We start from the raw sequence: 16,258 nt of genomic DNA on the forward strand, positions 1-16,258 counted from the left end.
TCACTCCTAAACCGACAATGAAGGCTTTGGCCAATACCATGTCGACACCGACGGCGTCACTTCGGACATGGTCAAGCAACCTCGTGTACAGGCTTTTTCACATAACTGACAACCAGTACACACGTCTTTTAGTACCGTGTGTAACTGTTTCGGCGCACCGACAATTGCATCAAAAGGACAGGCTTTGTAGCAGCGGTTGCACCCGTTACACTGCGTTTCATCAACCCTTGCCACCAGCTCAGTGTCTTGATCACTTGTATCAATTGAAACACCGAGCAACTGTGCAACGTTTTGAGCAAGTAGCGCTCCGCCAGGTGGACAACAAGCCGGGCTTAGTTCACCAGTGACCATTTTTTCGGCGGCCTGGCGACAACCAGCCTCTCCACACTGACCGCATTGGCCACCCGGCAGTAATGCTTCAACTTTATCTATCCTCGGGTCGCCTTCCACATGGAACATTTTTGCAGCGTACCCAAGCGCAAGCCCAAGCAATGCTCCGAGCGTGACAAAAAATATAAGCGTCGTAGGTAACATGACTTAGTCTCCTCTATGCCATTCCCGAAAAGCCCATGAAGGCCATCGACAAAAATCCCGCTGTGATGAATGCTATCGGAGAGCCTTTAAATGCTGACGGAACCTGACTCAACATAAGTTGGCTGCGTAAACCAGCAAAAATAGTGATGACGAACAAGAAGCCCAGAGCAGAGCCAAAGCTGAACATCAGCGTGTTGAGAAACGACAAATTATCTTGTACGGCCAGCAATGCGACACCAAAAACGGCACAGTTGGTGGTGATGAGAGGGAGAAATACGCCCAAAGACTGGTACAGTTCAGGAAAAGATTTTTTAACGTATAGCTCGGTAAATTGAACGACCGCAGCGATGACCAATATGAAGGATATGATCCTCATAAACTCCAGATGCAACGGCTTCAAAATCGCAAACTCAATAATCCAGCTTGATACCGTCGCTAAGGTAAGCACGAATATCGTTGCGATCCCCATTCCCACCGCACTGGTAATTTTGCTCGACACTCCCATGAACGGACACAAGCCCAGAAATTTAGCTAAAACGACATTGTTTACAAATGTCGCACTCAGAAAAATGATCAATCCTTCGGACATAACAGCACTCCACTAGCTTCCTTTCTCGAAGGTGGTGCATAGCGTATGCCACGGAGCGTTTTTGCACTGGAATGAATCAAACAACCCCGTCAATACAGCGCTAGCGCGCAGGCTAAGCGCTTTTCTTTACCAAAATAGCTGTGTCACAAACCCAACAAAGTTCGCTTGTTCGCATGAATAATTGTCCGAAATCAAACAAACCTTCATTTAAGCGAGCCCGTCATACCTGGCTTGAGTGTTTGGAATAGGAAATGCATCGACGGTCTTATATCGCCAAACGTATAAGGAAAGACGTATGGAACAACTTGATAGCCTGCTACCCGATAGCAATTCAACGGTGTTTGACATGCAAGCGTTCGAGCAGATCGTTGCGCATGCTCCTGTCGCCATCAGCATTACCGACAAATATGGCAACATACTTTTCGTCAATAAGACCTTTAATCAGATCACTGGCTATAGTTCACGCGAACTGATTGGTAAAAACTCGTCACTGCTTTCGTATAAGGCAACACCTCAACGCGTATATCAAAATATGTGGCTAGCCATTACCAACGGTGACCATTGGCAAGGTCAGTTGGTCAACAGAAAGAAAAATGGTGAGCCGTATATTGCCGAAATTTCGATTTCTCGGCTAAAAGAGAAAAGTGGCGAGACACGATATTATGCCATCCATCGCGATATTACAGAGCGACACCAACGTATCACTGAGCAAAAAAATCAGTTCACACTCTTTCAGGCGGTGTTGGATGGTTCTTCGACAGCCATTGCACTGATTGATGCCTCCAACAAGCTGCTAGTCAACAACAAAAAGTATCAACGGATACAAAACAGCATTCACCACAGCCCTATCGACTTATTGCTGCAAAGCATTCAGAGAGACTATCAACAGACGAGTGTGGTTGAGTTCATCGGCGAACATAAAAACCGTACGCAAAATATCTCTGTTCGAAATGAAGACGGCACATGCGAACGATGGTTTGAATTTACATTGGCGAAAATCCCGGTTTCAACCATCAACATTGAACATTATTTTCTTCCAGACAGTGATGATGACTATAGTGTTATCTCTATCACTGAGCGTACCAAAGAGAAGCTCTTGGTCGAGGAACGACGCATTAATGCTACCAAGCTTATGGCGAGGGACAATAAATACGTACACGCCATGCAAGAAGCATTAATGGGAACACTGCATCAATTGCAGGGACCGTTCAATGTCATTGATTCTGCTGTAAATATTCTCAAACGTACTAATGCCTCCTGTCCCGGTTTAATCGCGATGGATGACGCAATGGCGAATGCAAATGCAGCCATGCAAGAAATCATGCTCGCCATCCCAGAACGAGAAAGAGAAGCGCGGCAACCAGTGAATCTCAATGAAGTGATTCGTGACTCATGCAGCATCAGTAATGATGAATTGATGAGGCTATCGATCAACTTAGAACTTGATCTATCGCCAAAGCTTTCCTCAATCAATGGCACGCCTCATCGACTTATTCTTGCCATAAAACAGCTCATCGATAACGCGTTAGATGCTATCAAATATGCTAAGCCATCAGATCGGACTCTGTTCATTCAATCTTATGAGAAAAACGGAGAGATAGTGGTTGATATCGAAGACAATGGCTTAGGGGTGAAAGAAGATCTTCGCCTGACCGTATTCCAACCATTTTATAGCACCAAACCAAAGCACCAGTCTGGCTGTCGAGGCATTGGGCTTTCTATCGTGCAACAGGTGCTCAATGAACATTCAGCCACCGTAACGATCTCAGACAGCCACCAGCTAAACGGCGCCAAAGTCTGCTTAACATTTCCAATTAATAGCGGTAAGTCATTATGATAGAAGATCATTCTCTTTTAGATTTAGAGCGTCAGTTATTGGCGGCAATGTATCGAATATCTAGTGTTCTAAACGCTAGCTTAAATTACGTTGAGTCATGCGACAAAATACTTAAAATTCTGCACGATGAGTGTCGTTTACAGTGTGGCATGCTCACCATTCTTGACCACCAAAAGAACATTTTATTGGTTAAGTCTGTACATAGCCCACTTAGCGATAGTAGCCGAGACCAAAAGAACGTTTACTATAAAACCGGTGAAGGTATTGTCGGAGAGGTCCTCAACCAAGGGAGCTCTATGGTAATTCGCAATCTCGGTAGCGATATGCGTTTTGCGGACAAATTGGCACTTTATGACTATGACAAGCCTTTCATCTGTGTCCCAATCAAAGACAGTAATAGTAAAGTTCTTGGCGCACTTTCAGCCCAACCACCTAATGTCAGCGACGAGCACCTTACGTTGTTGTCGAAATTCCTCGATATGATTGGCAACTTAATCGCCAAGAATATTCAACTGTCTCAGAACGTTGAGCGAACCGAAAAAGAACTTGTTGATGAGCGTGACGGATTACGCCGTAAAGTTCGCAACAACTACAGTTTTCACAACTTAGTGGGACACACCAAGACCATGAGACAAATTTTCGATCAAATTCGTCTGGTGTCTCGCTGGGATTCAACGGTGTTGGTTCGCGGTGAATCGGGGACGGGTAAAGAGCTTATAGCCAACGCGATTCACTATAACTCTCCTCGTGCTGATCGTCCGTTCATCAAACTCAACTGCGCAGCACTGCCTGATAACTTGCTCGAATCTGAACTGTTCGGTCACGAAAAAGGCGCATTTACAGGTGCGGTCAAGCAGCGTAAAGGGCGATTTGAAATGGCACACAATGGCACTATTTTCCTGGATGAAATTGGCGAAACCAGTGCAGCGTTTCAAGCAAAGTTGTTACGAGTATTGCAGGAGAAAGAGTTTGAACGAGTCGGGGGAACAACAACTATTTCGGTAAACGTGCGTATTATCGCCGCGACTAACCGTCACCTGGAAGAGGAAGTGACGCAAGGTAACTTCCGTGAAGACCTTTATTACCGCCTCAATGTTATGCCAATGCACTTACCTCCTCTTCGCGATCGCATTCAAGACATTCCAGAGCTGACCGAGTTCATGCGCAAAAAGCTCAGTAAGCAACAAGGCCGTAACCTCACCATCAGTGATGATGCGATACGTGTGATGATGAATCACAGTTGGCCGGGTAACGTGCGTGAACTAGAAAATACCTTAGAACGCGCTTCGGTATTGTGCGAGTCCGGTGTCATTGATGCCAGTTTAATCAAAATCAACCAGTCTGAACCCAGCTTTTCACCGCCGGTCCAATCCGCTTACACACCCCCACTTTCTGCCGCTGCACCACTTCGCGCAACAGAAAGTCAGCTTATACATCGGGAGAAAAGCAAACCGGCTGACGAGAGAGAACTGGTAATCGATGCACTTGAGCGATCTGGTTGGGTAAAAGCCAAAGCAGCAAGGCTACTCAATATGACGCCGCGTCAAATTGCTTACCGAATTCAAATATTAAATATCGAGATGAAACAAATCTGACAATTTTTGAAAGCCAGATATTGTCGGTAAACGGACAATTGTTACTAGTCAGAGTCCTTAGCTTATGTAAAACAATACTTTAGTTAAGGAACAATGATTGCAATGAAGCTTATTAAAGGCATTTAATCATAAGGGGCAGACATGGAAAGTCCTTCATCAAGTGTAAAAAGTGACGATTGTGCACAAGATAATCTTCATCACTTTTTCAATAAACAAACGCAGGATAAAATTGCAAAACATCCGTGCTATTCAAAACAGGCTCATCAATACGCGCGTATGCATTTACCTGTAGCACCAGCATGCAATATACAGTGCAACTACTGTAACCGGAAATATGACTGCAGTAATGAGTCTCGCCCGGGAGTCGTGTCACACGTTATGGATAGTGCTGCGGCACTCAAACAGTTTTCAACCATTAAAAAGCGAGCGCCTAACTTGACGGTAGTTGGAATCGCAGGCCCTGGTGATGCGCTCGCAAACCCGCAAGCCACATTTAAAACGCTTCGCGATATTCATAAAGCCGACCCAAACGTACAGCTTTGTATCTCAACCAACGGACTTGCGCTTGCTGAACATGTTATGACGCTGGCGGTATTGGGCGTTAATCACCTCACCATTACGATTAATTGTATTGATGCTGATATCGGAGAAAAAATCTACCCTTGGATTTTTTACAACCGAAAAAGACTTAAGGGCAAAATCGCGGCACAAACACTTATCGAGCGTCAATTGCTCGGATTACAGTTAGCAGCGAAGGCTGGCATGCTGGTGAAAGTGAACACGGTACTTATCCCGGGCATCAACGACCATCACATTGCTCAAGTATCAGAGAAAGTGAAATCTCTGGGCGCGACGTTACATAACATCATGCCCCTAATTTCCGATCCAAGTCATGGCACCTATTTTGGGTTGAGTGGTCAGCGGGGGCCAACCGAAGATGAACTGCAACGCGTCCGAGAAGAATGCGGTGTGCACATGCCGCAAATGACCCATTGTAAACAGTGCCGAGCAGACGCTGTTGGAATGCTTAGTGATGACAAGGCCTCAACATGTGGCTCGTCTTCTAAACCATCGGTATATAAAGTCGCGGTTGCCAGCCATGGAGAGGCCCACATCGGATTGCATTTTGGCCATGCCAAACGCTTTGAGATCTACCAATATGACCAACAATCACAGCAATTCCTTTTTGAGGAATCACGTAACGTTGCTCAATACTGCACAGGCCAAAGTGAATGTGGTGAAGAGTCTGAAAAAGAAGGCTTGTTCGACACAATCGCAGATTGCCAAGTGGTTCTCAGTGCGAGAATCGGAATCTCACCGTGGCGTGAATTAGAGAGGCGTGGAGTGATTCCCAATGTTGACTTCGCCTTCCAACCAGTAAGCAGCAGCTTAGAAGCAATCGCCAAACAATACTGTCGTGACACTCAGCAAGCGGAGACAAAACATGAGCTTTTCAATCAACAATAAATGTGTCGGCTGTCATGCCTGTATGACCGTGTGTCCTAATCAGGCGATATATAAAAGCGACAGAGCAGACAAACCATTTGCGATTCATACTAAGCGATGTAATGAGTGCTCTTCTTTTTGGCACGAGCCACAATGCGCCAGTATTTGCCCTATCGAAGAGGCGATTGTTGACCACGCCAGTCGCCCCCTAAACCCTTTAGGCAGCTTGAGCCCGCAACATAATAGGAGCTCAGTATAGTGAACGCTGAAAAATGCAAACAGTACTGGCGACCAATCGTCCACTCTTATCTGAGTGGGCGATCTTCGCTGCCACTTTACCTCGGATTGAAGAAAAGCCACTTTATTCAACTTATTGTATTTTTTGGCCTTGAGGTAAGTTTAGCCAATCTCGAAACCAAACAAGCCAGGTTACGTAGCGAATTAATGGCATTACGAACCGAAGAATACGATCAGTTACGTCAATTGTTATCTCAGAACTTGGATAACTCACGTCCATTTGCAGAGGAAATGGCCATCGTTATATCAAGTGGCTGTATGGGAAGCCAACACCTCTGGCATGACCTAGGGCTACCCGAACGGGCTCTACTGACACAATTATTTTCTGACTATTTCCCCAACTTATCTGCTAAAAATGTTAACAACATGCGCTGGAAACGGTTTTTATACCGTCAGTTATGTGAAAACGGCGGCGACTATGTATGTCGCTCGCCAAGTTGTGAAACCTGCTCAAGCTACAGTGAATGCTTCGATACTGTGTCGTAACCTCACTCAATATCGTTTAAATATTGAGCTGCCATTGCCGAACGTGTAAGTTTGCGGTTTTTAACATTCAGAGACGTGTAGATCCCAAAAAAATAAATACAAATAATCCTTTACATGTGATCACTAAAAGACAATAATGGCGCCGCTCTGTTGTTCAGAGTTATTAAATGAGACATCACGTAGTAAAAGTAAAACCCTTAGAAAACCAAGTTGTTATCCTCAGTGTTTCCCTTAGCTTCAAAGATACATTAAATAATTCAAGCTACTAGCGCATTCAAATAATTAATTTTTTCAATTTATATAAGGGACATATCATGTCTAATAAAACAACTGGTTCTGTAAAATGGTTCAACGAAACTAAAGGTTTTGGTTTCCTAACTCAAGACAACGGCGGCGCAGACGTATTCGTTCACTTCCGTGCAATCGTTTCTGACGGTTTCAAAACTCTTGCTGAAGGTCAAAAAGTGACTTTCGAAGTTGAGCAAGGCCAAAAAGGTCTTCAAGCTGCTAACGTTGAAGTAGCATAAGATTTTAAGTAGGCGCAGGCTGTAGGAGACTATGGCTTGCGTCACTTATCTCTGATTTTATAAATACCTCCCCCTTTTAAACTCCTCAATTCTCTTTATCTGATTCCCTTTCTTCTATTGATTTTTCCTTATAGCGAGCATCTTTCACGCTTTTAAGCTATTACATGTCATACCCATACAAAATCCCAATCTTGATGAGTAAATGGTCAGATTATTGTGGGAATTGGTATTATGCCTATATTTAAACACGAGCCCCTGAGGTACAGATCATGACTGATGAAGAAAGAATTGAACTTCAAAAAAACAACCCTCTCCATGGTCTTAAACTAGAGACGATGATCGCAGAACTAGCGGATTTTTATGGATGGGATATCTTAGATGCAGCAATGCGATTTAATTGTTTTCATACCAACCCCTCAGTCGCAAGTAGCGTGAAGTATTTAAAGAAGACAGATTGGGCAAGAGAGAAGTTAGAGAACTTTTATTTGTACCGATTTAAGCGCATGCCGAGAGCATCAAGTGAAGAGTTCGAACTGCCTCCACGTGCCCGTACGTTTCCAAACGGACTAAAACCTAAAGAGCCAATGGAACTGACGGTTGAGTCAATCTTGAAATCACAAGCTAAAGCCGCTTCAGCACACAAAGAACGCTCTTCTCGCGGCCGTTCTAAACGTTAATATCTGGGTAACTCATTACCGCATAGTGCTGGCAAACATAAAACAAATTCGATTGTTCGGGTTGTTAGAATAGAAAAAAGTGGAGGAGCTGTAATCTCCCCCACTTTACTTTTATTGCAACGACAAATACAAGCTATTCTCTACTCCCATACAAGGCCTTCAGGTAAATCAGGAAGCGCCCAGTTATGAATGTAATTAATCACTCTTAACGAATCATCGGCCGCTTGTGTAAAGCCACGTGCATAATTCGTATTTACTTGGTCAACCGTAAAGACCTGAGGGTTTCCTGCTATATCAAGAAGAGGAACCACCTGATATGACAAAGTTGAAATCACCACTGGGGCATTAATATCCGGCTCTACGCCTGGAAGAACTAGCCCCACTTCAATTCCGGAATACACAACATCACGATAATAGCTATACCCCATAAAATTGAAATACCCATTGTCATTAATACCTAAAGTGGTGTTGATATTAATAACAAGATCGAGAGTGATAGATCCAAACTTATCTCCAGCCCCTGCTAAAAGCGCTGCGGCCGTATCCAAGTCTTCCGAACTCAATGCTTCAACACCGTTACCAGCCAAATGTCTAAGACCACCTAACTGCTCTTCTGACAAAGTAAGATCAGGTAGATGACCATTCAGCATCAGTGCTTTATAGAGTGCCAAGTTTTCCAGTGGCGAATCGATGGTTTTGAATACATCCTCCGTAACCTCCACCTCAATTCGTCCAGCTGGGTCGGTTCTCACACTAATCGCATTGTTAATATTAGACATCGCTTCATTGTAGGATGAGTCGATCACATCAACCGGTGATCTCGCAACACTCAAGCGACCAAAGTCCACTTCTTCAGCGTAACTTGCAAAAACGTAGTCCTCATAACCCACTAAGCTTTCGACAATTTCACAATCACTATTAAGTGGAATCAGTGTTAATCCATCTTCTGTTTGAAACTCTTCAGGAAGTATAGGTAGCGGCTCCCCGGTGAGTACATCGGTAGCCTGTTCATTTGCGATTGGCTGGAAGCAACCATTATCATCTTGTTGCGGTATGTATAACGTTGCGTCCAATTCATCCCAGTCCCAGGTATATTTCACTGGCTCACCATTGTCATTGCGTACAATAATAAGCAAGTCACCGTAAAGGTCGCCTTTACTCACGCCCGGATCATTATTACCTCTGCCTGGCTTTCCATCTCTACCTTGATTCCCAGCCCAAGAAGGACGATCTGAGCTATCATCAGCGGACAGAGCGAAAGGAAGCGACAAGAATAATAGTAGCGCGAGCGCCATACTCACAAACATAAGTACATTCATGCTTATGCTTTTAATTGGTGTGTAGTCTTTCATCATCTGCTCCTTAGCGCATAGATACGCTCCCATCGCAATACATTGCTCAAGAGAAAAAAGACTGTCTGACTTAATTAAGTTTTTAACACCACCAAATTAACTGTAGAGTAGATTTAATAAGCAACCGCTAATATACGCAAGCATTTTGATACGGATCAATTGAATATCAATTAAGTTTCTTAGTAGACGCTACAATGTTGATACAGAAACGGTCTCAGAGGATAAAGGTTTCGCCTTCAGAAGATCTTGTACAAAGTCCACCAGCCTTGGGCCGGATTAACTTAAGCTTGCTAGCCTTGCCGCAAAGCCCATAAAGAACATGCCAAGTAACCCGTTGCCTAACTTTGCTAACACTCTATTATCTTTGAATAACTGAGTTAATGATGAACCCAGAAAGATCAGCGTACTCAAATAAATGATGCTAAAAACTTCTAAGATAAACGCCAGGATCAAGTATGAAATCCACGTGTGTTCGTACGTATAGTCGATAAACTGGATAAAGAAAGAGACGTAAAACAGGATTGCTTTTGGATTGGTAAGACTTAACGTCAGCGACTTAGCAAACACATTTTCGCGTTTCTTAGGGCGAGCGACGTCTGATTCTCCATCATCACTTTTGCTCATTAACTGATGAATGATTTTCATCCCTAAATACAGCAAGTACGCGGCACCCAAGTAGCGAATAATCGTGAACAGGACGGGTGAAGCTTGAATTAACGAAGCAACACCTAGGTAAGAGAGCAAAATTAAAACCGCGTCACCAATAAGCACACCAGAAGCTGCTTTATAACCCGCCTTAACACCCAGCGATGAGCTAGATTTCAACACATAGAGAGAGTTTGGACCCGGAGCAAGAATGATCATGGTCAGACCGACCAAATACGTCCATATATTAATTACGCCAAACATCTCCAACATGACGAACAACCCTTTTACCAAATGACATCGAACAGAATTACGAGATATAACTGAAACAAATAGCAAAGTCTATCTCAGCGCGAAGAATTCCATCAAAAATATATAAACCCTCATTCATAAACAGACCTCTCATTCATGTTAGAAACTAATTAAAGATGTTACGGAACGTGATCAAACTCGTAGATTTCAACCGATGTTACCGGTAACTTACGAGATGTTCCCGGTAACATTCGGGCGTAGTAGGAATACAAGTAGATCCGATAATAAATTAAAGGACGAATGAATGAACATCATACAAAAATCCCTAACCTCAGCTATCTCACTAGCGTTGCTATCCACTTCAGCATTCGCTGCTGACTTTAACTTTAAGTTTCAATCTAGTGATCCATCTGGTGACAAGAACTTTCAGGTTCAAAAAGAGTGGACGGAACGCGTAGAGCAAATGTCTGGTGGTCGTATTGAAATCGACCTACTGCCTGTTGGTGCCGTGGTTAAACACACGGAAACCCTTGGCGCTATCAAAATGGGCGTTATCGATGGTCACATTACCGCAACAGGTTACTTTACTGGCCAAGATCCAGCATTTGGTCTGATCGGTAATATGGTTGGTGCATGGTCAGACACTCGCCAACTACTTCAATACATCAACTACGGTGGTGGTTATGAGTTAATGACTGAACTCTACGCACCGTACGGCGTGAAATACATTGGCGGTTCAACAACAGGCGTAGAGTCGTTTGTATCTAAGGTGCCACTAAATGGCGTTGATGATCTAAAAGGTCTTAAACTTCGTGCTCCGGAGGGTCTGGTTCAACAAGTATTTGCGGCTGCAGGTGCGACCCCTGTAAACCTGCCAGGTTCAGAGGTCTTTACGGGTTTGAGTAAAGGCGTTATTGATGCTGCTGACTACACCGTTTTCTCTACTAACCATCAAGCAGGCATGAACGATATCGCAACTCACCCAGTTCAACCTGGCTTCCACTCACTGCCAACGATTGATATCTCAATGAGTCAGAAAAAGTGGGACAAACTACCAGCCGATCTTCAAGAGATCATGACGGTATCGGTTCGTGACTTTGCTGAAGATATTACGACTCAACTGCGTATCGCAGACCAGAAAGCCGTGAAAGAAGCTGAAGCGAACCCTAACATTACCATCCACGACTGGTCGGAAGAAGAGCGTAAGAAGTTCCGTCTGATTGCGATGGGCGAGTGGGAAAAATATGCTGAACTCTCTCCTAATGCGAAAAAAGTTTACGATTCTATTACGACTTACCTAAAAGACTCGGGTCTTCTATAAGTTGTTAAAAAAGGGAGGTTTACTCCTCCCTATTTCATTTGGAATTAGACATATGAAAGAATCAGACACAAATCTAGCGGCTGAAATGCCCCAGAATATTCTCGACAAAGCAATAACCAAAGTCAGTGAGCTGTTTAGTTTATTGTTTGTTGCCACCGTCATCATTTCATTTTACGAAGTAGCAAGTCGCTATTTGTTTAACTCACCAACCATGTGGGTGCACGAAACCGCCTCATTTATTGGTGGAGCACTGTTTGTGATCGGCGGGGCTTACGCTCTGGCAACCGACAAACATGTAAGAGTCGTTCTTGTTTACGATGCGGTATCGCAAAAGACAAAACGTTACCTGAATGTCTTTCACCATCTTGCAGGGTTACTGTTTAGCGGGTTATTGATTTATGCAGCGTGGCAAACTGTGGCTAACTCTTGGTTTGCTCCTTGGGGTGGATTGAGATTAGAAACCTCGGGCTCCGCTTGGAATCCTCCATTTCCTGCCCTGCTTAAAGGCATCATTCTATTTACCGTTTGCCTGATGTTTATTCAATTCATTTTGCATTTGATTAAAGAAATTCAACAACTAAGGGACGAAGGCGATGAATAACTTATCTTCTACAAAACCTTCTGTTGGGAGCTACAAACCAGTGTTCCTTGTCATCGGCCTTCTGACCTTAGCGGCTGCTTTAGGATGGGTTGGTGTGCAAACCTTCACATCGAACTTGTCATCAATTGGCATCGAGTACGGCAGCTTGCTGATGCTGGTGTTGATGATTGGTCTATTGTTGACTGGCATGCAACTCGCTTTCGTAACAGGCCTTGTCGCACTGATCTTTACCTTAGGCTGGTTTGGCGTCGATGCACTACCGCTTATTACGAGCCGCATTTTCAGCTTCGTCAGCGGTTACGTGTTCCTCGCGGTACCAATGTTTGTACTGATGGCTGCGTTGCTCGACCGCTCAGGAATTGCCCGAGACTTGTTCGATGCAATGAAAAGTGTTGGCCGTAAAGTTCGCGGTGGGGTTGCGGTTCAAACCTTGCTTGTTGCGGTTATCCTTGCATCTATGTCGGGCGTTATCGGCGGTGAAACGGTACTGCTTGGTATTCTTGCTCTGCCACAAATGCTAAGACTGGGCTATGACCGTAAGTTAGCAATCGGCACCACATGTGCCGGCGGTGCACTAGGCACCATGCTGCCACCGAGTATCGTTCTGATTATCTATGGTTTGTCGGCTTCCGTATCAATTGGCGAACTATTCAAAGCGGCATTCTTACCAGCGTTTATTCTGGCAATGTTCTACATGGCTTACGTACTGATTCGCTGTAAGCTGAATCCCGACCTGGCTCCATTACCTTCAGAAGAAGACCTGGCTAAAGATGCTGAAGCTCATCCGAGTTACTTCAAAGCGCTGTTCTTCCCTTTGCTATCGGTAGCGACGGTTCTAGGAAGTATTTACACCGGTATTGCATCAGTTACCGAAGCCTCTGCTCTGGGTGTGGTTGGTATTGCTATCAGCGCGGCTATCCGCAAAGAACTTAATTGGAAGATGATCAAAGAGTCTTCTATCGCAACCATGCGTACCTGCGGCATGATCATGTGGATTGGTATCGGCGCTTCAGCTTTGGTTGGCGTATACAACCTAATGGGCGGTATCGACTTTGTAGAGGAAACGATTCTCGCTCTAAGTGGCGGAAACGCGATGTCTACCTTGCTTATCATGATGGCGATTCTGTTCGTTCTGGGTATGTTCCTGGACTGGGTTGGCGTCGCACTACTGACTATGCCGATTTTCGTCCCGATCATCACTGGCCTTGGAATGGACCCAATCTGGTTTGGTGTGGTGTTCTGTCTAAACATGCAGGTCGCGTTCTTGTCGCCACCTTTTGGTCCAGCAGCATTTTATCTTAAGTCTGTTGCGCCTAAAGACATTAGCCTTGGTGAAATATTCACTGCACTACTTCCGTTTATAGCACTACAAGTTAGTGTTCTTGCTCTCGTGATTGTTTTCCCAGAGCTTGCATTATGGTGGCGATAAATCTGCCCATTAAGCCTAATTATGAGTTGATACTATGAATAAAAAATATGTCGTTATGGGTGTTTCTGGGTGCGGTAAATCTTCTATCGGTGACTCGCTGGCAAAATCTCTGAACATCCCTTTTTTCGATGGTGATGATTACCATCCAGCGGAGAACGTTGAAAAAATGAGGAATGGCATCCCTCTTACCGATGAAGACAGAAAAGAATGGCTGTTAACCTTAAATGCGTTAATACAGGAACAGGAAAACTTGGTACTGGCATGCTCTGCCTTAAAACCAGAATACAGAGAAACATTAAGAGCAGGCTGTAATGATCTCACGTTCTGCTATTTAAAAGGTGATTTTGACACGATATGGGCTCGTCTAAAGGCCAGAGAAGATCACTATTTCCAAGGTTCAGCGATGCTAGAAAGCCAGTTTAATACTCTGATCGAACCCACCGAGCAGGAGGCAATCTATATCGATATCAATCAGCCTCCAGAAAAAGTGGTTGGAGATATCCTCGCAAAAGTTTGATCAAAAAGGGCTGGTACTCCAGCCCTTTCTTTTGATCCTACGTGTTAGCTTGTTACAGTTGATTATTCGTCATCACTCCATGCCCTATGCTGAACCGACTAAACATGGCGAACTCTGGTTTGCAACAAGTGCTTGAATAACTTGGAAGCAAAGCTATTCATCAACGCAGCCATAATGATGAGTGCAATTCCGACCACCTGATAGATAGAAAAGCTCTCTTCAAAAAACAGCACTTGCCATATCGCGGTGAACAACAAACTGGTAAAGATCAACGGTGCAACTTGAGAGTTATTTTCGGCCAGCTTATACGCTTTAGAGCGGAAAATTTGATTGCCTACGACGGATATCGAGAGCCCGAAAAGGCATATCCACACCAATAAATTTCCCTGCGGCGCTAACAATATCTGCATGTCTGGTTCTGACAAACTTGATATGAAGGATAACGGTAGCACGCTCAATGCAGCGATAAGAAATGTCCAGCTATTAAGAACAGAAGGCGTCACCTCCCTTTTGCTAGCGCGAAACAGACTTACCTGTGACCCTGCACTGAACAGTCCCGAAGCTAAACCAATTAACAGCTCCGGTCTAAACTGAATTCCGGACACATCACCAGCCAGCATTAAAACGCCAATAAAAGTCGCGGCTAAACCGAATTTCGTTTCTGTTTTAATCTTCACTTTAAAAAACAGCTTTTCTAAAACGGCAATAAAAAGCGGCCCTGTTGCAAAAAGTACCGAGCTTTCGACCAGGGATAACGTATTCAATGAGGCAATGAAGCACAACTGGCATACAGCGATGCATAGCCCACGAATAATAATAGGCTTTACTACTTTACGTGGCGGCATAGGTAACTTTGAAGCCACTACAATTGCAAAAAGCAACAAGGTTGGCATAAGAAAACGGAGAAACGTAAGCAGCTCAATACCTATCATTTCGGTAAGTTTTTTTAATAGAAGTCCAGTTAATGACAAACTGAACGTTGAAATTAGCATATAAGGTACAGCGTGGTTCTTCGACAAGATAGTATCCTCCCTATTGACGAGCCCATACTAGTGCAATGACAACAGAGAAAAAAACGAATATATTTAAACAAACCTGTTAGATAAACTTACAAATGAATAAACGACCACCTCTGAAATCTCTTTACGCATTTGTTGCGGTCGCAGAAGCCGGCAGCATGACAGAAGCCGCTGGTGTACTTAGCGTGAGCCACTCTGCAATCAGCCAAGCGATAAAAAGCCTTGAATCACTCATCGGGCAACCATTGTTTCAACGAGTCGGCAGGCAGGTTCAACTCAATTCAGTTGGCCAGAAGTACTACAATGACATTGCTCCGGCATTAAAAACGATCGTTGATGCGACGGAAGCCGTTACTCACCAGCCACAATCAAATCGAATCACACTGAATATGATTAACTCTCTGGCAATCCATTGGTGGGTACCAAGAGTCGATAACTTCCAACAATACGCCCCGAACGCGGACATTCGCCTGTCTAATCTAATCGGTCCTTTTGATTTAAATCAAGAAGGTGTGGACGTAGCAATCATTCACGGTAAGTCCGATGAATGGGAAGACTACTATTGCGAAAAGCTAGGAGATGATGAGCTGTTACTGGTGTGCAGCCCTGACCTGTTGGATTCATCACAAGACATCCCGTCCGCTGCTGAATTATTGCAACGCTATCCTGCGATTTATGCTGAAAACCTGCGTAGAAAGCAGGACTGGAGTGTTTGGTGTCAGGGTAACTCTCTGCCCGTTCCCAAGAAGCAAAATAATTTGAGTTTTATCGCGTCAATTCATGCCGTTCAGGCCGCAATCCGAAAGCTGGGTGTTTTCGTTACACACCGATTATTCGTCCGTGATGAAATTAAGCACGGTTTGTTGGTAGAAATAGGGTCGCCAGTTAAAAATCCGCATTTGGAGTTTTTCTTTGTTTGCAAACCAGAAAAGCTGCGCAACGAAAATGTTCTTAAGTTGAAATCTTGGTTGAGTAAGGAATTTAATAACACGTCGGATGAATGATGACTAAGAGCGCGCCATTTGGCACCACACCACCATTCGGTTTAGTTTATAGGCAGTTATAAAAAAAGCCCGGCTATAGGAAACTGTTTACTTCCTGGCCGGGCTTAAGTGGCTGTTATTTAAGTGACAT

17 protein-coding genes are annotated in these 16,258 nt (G+C 44.2%); 12 read left to right on the forward strand and 5 right to left on the reverse strand.

Going from position 1 to position 16,258, the window contains the following annotated elements:
- Positions 1–6 precede the first annotated feature (6 nt).
- Entirely contained in the window at positions 7–534 is a 528-nt protein-coding gene (locus L9Q40_RS10800; RefSeq protein WP_498793278.1) for an RnfABCDGE type electron transport complex subunit B, read from the reverse strand.
- A 13-nt stretch (positions 535–547) separates the two neighbouring features.
- Positions 548–1,123 (reverse strand): electron transport complex subunit RsxA, encoded by a 576-nt coding sequence (rsxA, locus tag L9Q40_RS10805; RefSeq protein ID WP_498793279.1) that lies wholly within the window; start codon positions 1,121–1,123, stop codon positions 548–550.
- Positions 1,124–1,418: 295 nt separating this feature from the next.
- Here rsxA and nifL point away from each other — a divergent pair, with 295 nt between their 5' ends.
- The 7 genes from nifL (at position 1,419) to L9Q40_RS10840 (ending at position 7,988) form a co-directional block, all read left to right on the forward strand.
- Positions 1,419–2,960 carry a nitrogen fixation negative regulator NifL gene (gene nifL, locus L9Q40_RS10810; RefSeq protein WP_498793280.1) on the forward strand — a complete coding sequence of 514 codons (1,542 nt, stop codon included), beginning with the start codon at positions 1,419–1,421 and terminating at the stop codon, positions 2,958–2,960.
- On the forward strand, positions 2,957–4,555 hold the full coding sequence (gene nifA, locus L9Q40_RS10815; RefSeq protein ID WP_498793281.1) for a nif-specific transcriptional activator NifA: 1,599 nt from the start codon (positions 2,957–2,959) through the stop codon (positions 4,553–4,555). Before nifL ends, nifA begins: the two co-directional genes overlap by 4 nt.
- A 141-nt stretch (positions 4,556–4,696) precedes the next feature.
- Positions 4,697–6,022, forward strand: a complete 1,326-nt coding sequence (gene nifB / locus L9Q40_RS10820) for a nitrogenase cofactor biosynthesis protein NifB (protein WP_498793282.1) — start codon at positions 4,697–4,699, stop codon at positions 6,020–6,022.
- Positions 6,000–6,260, forward strand: coding sequence for a 4Fe-4S dicluster domain-containing protein (locus tag L9Q40_RS10825; protein ID WP_498793283.1), 261 nt, complete (start codon positions 6,000–6,002; stop codon positions 6,258–6,260). Before nifB ends, L9Q40_RS10825 begins: the two co-directional genes overlap by 23 nt.
- On the forward strand, positions 6,260–6,784 hold the full coding sequence (locus L9Q40_RS10830) for a nitrogen fixation protein NifQ (RefSeq protein WP_498793284.1): 525 nt from the start codon (positions 6,260–6,262) through the stop codon (positions 6,782–6,784). The genes L9Q40_RS10825 and L9Q40_RS10830 overlap by 1 nt, the downstream gene beginning before the upstream one ends.
- Before the next feature lie 314 nt (positions 6,785–7,098).
- The gene (cspE, locus tag L9Q40_RS10835) at positions 7,099–7,311 is read left to right on the forward strand and encodes a transcription antiterminator/RNA stability regulator CspE (RefSeq protein ID WP_014234032.1); all 213 of its coding nucleotides are present in this window, start codon (positions 7,099–7,101) and stop codon (positions 7,309–7,311) included.
- Between the two features lie 269 nt (positions 7,312–7,580).
- Complete coding sequence (locus L9Q40_RS10840; protein WP_014234031.1) at positions 7,581–7,988, forward strand: VF530 family protein; 408 nt, start codon at positions 7,581–7,583, stop codon at positions 7,986–7,988.
- Between the two features lie 140 nt (positions 7,989–8,128).
- Here the strand turns inward: L9Q40_RS10840 and L9Q40_RS10845 are convergent, their stop codons facing one another.
- Positions 8,129–9,340 carry a hypothetical protein gene (locus L9Q40_RS10845; RefSeq protein ID WP_498793285.1) on the reverse strand — a complete coding sequence of 404 codons (1,212 nt, stop codon included), beginning with the start codon at positions 9,338–9,340 and terminating at the stop codon, positions 8,129–8,131.
- 276 nt (positions 9,341–9,616) lie between these two features.
- Positions 9,617–10,258 carry a leucine efflux protein LeuE gene (gene leuE, locus L9Q40_RS10850; RefSeq protein ID WP_498793286.1) on the reverse strand — a complete coding sequence of 214 codons (642 nt, stop codon included), beginning with the start codon at positions 10,256–10,258 and terminating at the stop codon, positions 9,617–9,619.
- 283 nt (positions 10,259–10,541) lie between these two features.
- Between leuE and L9Q40_RS10855 the strand changes: the two genes are divergently transcribed.
- From L9Q40_RS10855 to L9Q40_RS10870, 4 genes are all read left to right on the forward strand, one after another.
- Positions 10,542–11,558 (forward strand): TRAP transporter substrate-binding protein, encoded by a 1,017-nt coding sequence (locus tag L9Q40_RS10855; RefSeq protein ID WP_014234028.1) that lies wholly within the window; start codon positions 10,542–10,544, stop codon positions 11,556–11,558.
- A 52-nt stretch (positions 11,559–11,610) separates the two neighbouring features.
- Positions 11,611–12,159 (forward strand): TRAP transporter small permease subunit, encoded by a 549-nt coding sequence (locus tag L9Q40_RS10860; protein WP_498793287.1) that lies wholly within the window; start codon positions 11,611–11,613, stop codon positions 12,157–12,159.
- 151 nt (positions 12,160–12,310) lie between these two features.
- Positions 12,311–13,588, forward strand: a complete 1,278-nt coding sequence (locus L9Q40_RS10865) for a TRAP transporter large permease (protein ID WP_049794701.1) — start codon at positions 12,311–12,313, stop codon at positions 13,586–13,588.
- A 34-nt stretch (positions 13,589–13,622) separates the two neighbouring features.
- Positions 13,623–14,105 carry a gluconokinase gene (locus L9Q40_RS10870; protein ID WP_014234025.1) on the forward strand — a complete coding sequence of 161 codons (483 nt, stop codon included), beginning with the start codon at positions 13,623–13,625 and terminating at the stop codon, positions 14,103–14,105.
- A gap of 98 nt (positions 14,106–14,203) precedes the next feature.
- On the opposite strand, the gene L9Q40_RS10875 is transcribed toward L9Q40_RS10870, so the two are convergent.
- Positions 14,204–15,097, reverse strand: a complete 894-nt coding sequence (locus tag L9Q40_RS10875) for a DMT family transporter (RefSeq protein WP_498793377.1) — start codon at positions 15,095–15,097, stop codon at positions 14,204–14,206.
- 122 nt (positions 15,098–15,219) lie between these two features.
- Between L9Q40_RS10875 and L9Q40_RS10880 the strand changes: the two genes are divergently transcribed.
- Positions 15,220–16,128 carry a LysR substrate-binding domain-containing protein gene (locus L9Q40_RS10880; RefSeq protein ID WP_409390018.1) on the forward strand — a complete coding sequence of 303 codons (909 nt, stop codon included), beginning with the start codon at positions 15,220–15,222 and terminating at the stop codon, positions 16,126–16,128.
- The last annotated feature ends 130 nt before the right edge of the window (positions 16,129–16,258 follow it).

It is taken from the genome of Allocatenococcus thiocycli (assembly GCF_921292965.1).
In the GTDB taxonomy this organism is placed as follows: domain Bacteria; phylum Pseudomonadota; class Gammaproteobacteria; order Enterobacterales; family Vibrionaceae; genus Vibrio; species Vibrio natriegens.

Excerpts from the sequence above, each read along its gene's own strand:
- L9Q40_RS10865 (WP_049794701.1), top strand. The coding sequence starts at position 12,311 with ATGCTGGTGTTGATGATTGGTCTATTGTTGACTGGCATGCAACTCGCT.
- nifB (WP_498793282.1), top strand. The coding sequence starts at position 4,697 with ATGGAAAGTCCTTCATCAAGTGTAAAAAGTGACGATTGTGCACAAGAT.
- L9Q40_RS10825 (WP_498793283.1), top strand. The coding sequence starts at position 6,000 with ATGAGCTTTTCAATCAACAATAAATGTGTCGGCTGTCATGCCTGTATG.
- L9Q40_RS10855 (WP_014234028.1), top strand. The coding sequence starts at position 10,542 with ATGAACATCATACAAAAATCCCTAACCTCAGCTATCTCACTAGCGTTG.
- nifA (WP_498793281.1), top strand. The coding sequence starts at position 2,957 with ATGATAGAAGATCATTCTCTTTTAGATTTAGAGCGTCAGTTATTGGCG.
- leuE (WP_498793286.1), bottom strand. The coding sequence starts at position 10,258 with ATGTTGGAGATGTTTGGCGTAATTAATATATGGACGTATTTGGTCGGT.
- L9Q40_RS10860 (WP_498793287.1), top strand. The coding sequence starts at position 11,611 with ATGAAAGAATCAGACACAAATCTAGCGGCTGAAATGCCCCAGAATATT.
- L9Q40_RS10870 (WP_014234025.1), top strand. The coding sequence starts at position 13,623 with ATGAATAAAAAATATGTCGTTATGGGTGTTTCTGGGTGCGGTAAATCT.
- nifL (WP_498793280.1), top strand. The coding sequence starts at position 1,419 with ATGGAACAACTTGATAGCCTGCTACCCGATAGCAATTCAACGGTGTTT.
- L9Q40_RS10845 (WP_498793285.1), bottom strand. The coding sequence starts at position 9,340 with ATGAAAGACTACACACCAATTAAAAGCATAAGCATGAATGTACTTATG.
- cspE (WP_014234032.1), top strand. The coding sequence starts at position 7,099 with ATGTCTAATAAAACAACTGGTTCTGTAAAATGGTTCAACGAAACTAAA.
- L9Q40_RS10800 (WP_498793278.1), bottom strand. The coding sequence starts at position 534 with ATGTTACCTACGACGCTTATATTTTTTGTCACGCTCGGAGCATTGCTT.
- L9Q40_RS10880 (WP_409390018.1), top strand. The coding sequence starts at position 15,220 with ATGAATAAACGACCACCTCTGAAATCTCTTTACGCATTTGTTGCGGTC.
- rsxA (WP_498793279.1), bottom strand. The coding sequence starts at position 1,123 with ATGTCCGAAGGATTGATCATTTTTCTGAGTGCGACATTTGTAAACAAT.
- L9Q40_RS10840 (WP_014234031.1), top strand. The coding sequence starts at position 7,581 with ATGACTGATGAAGAAAGAATTGAACTTCAAAAAAACAACCCTCTCCAT.
- L9Q40_RS10875 (WP_498793377.1), bottom strand. The coding sequence starts at position 15,097 with ATGCTAATTTCAACGTTCAGTTTGTCATTAACTGGACTTCTATTAAAA.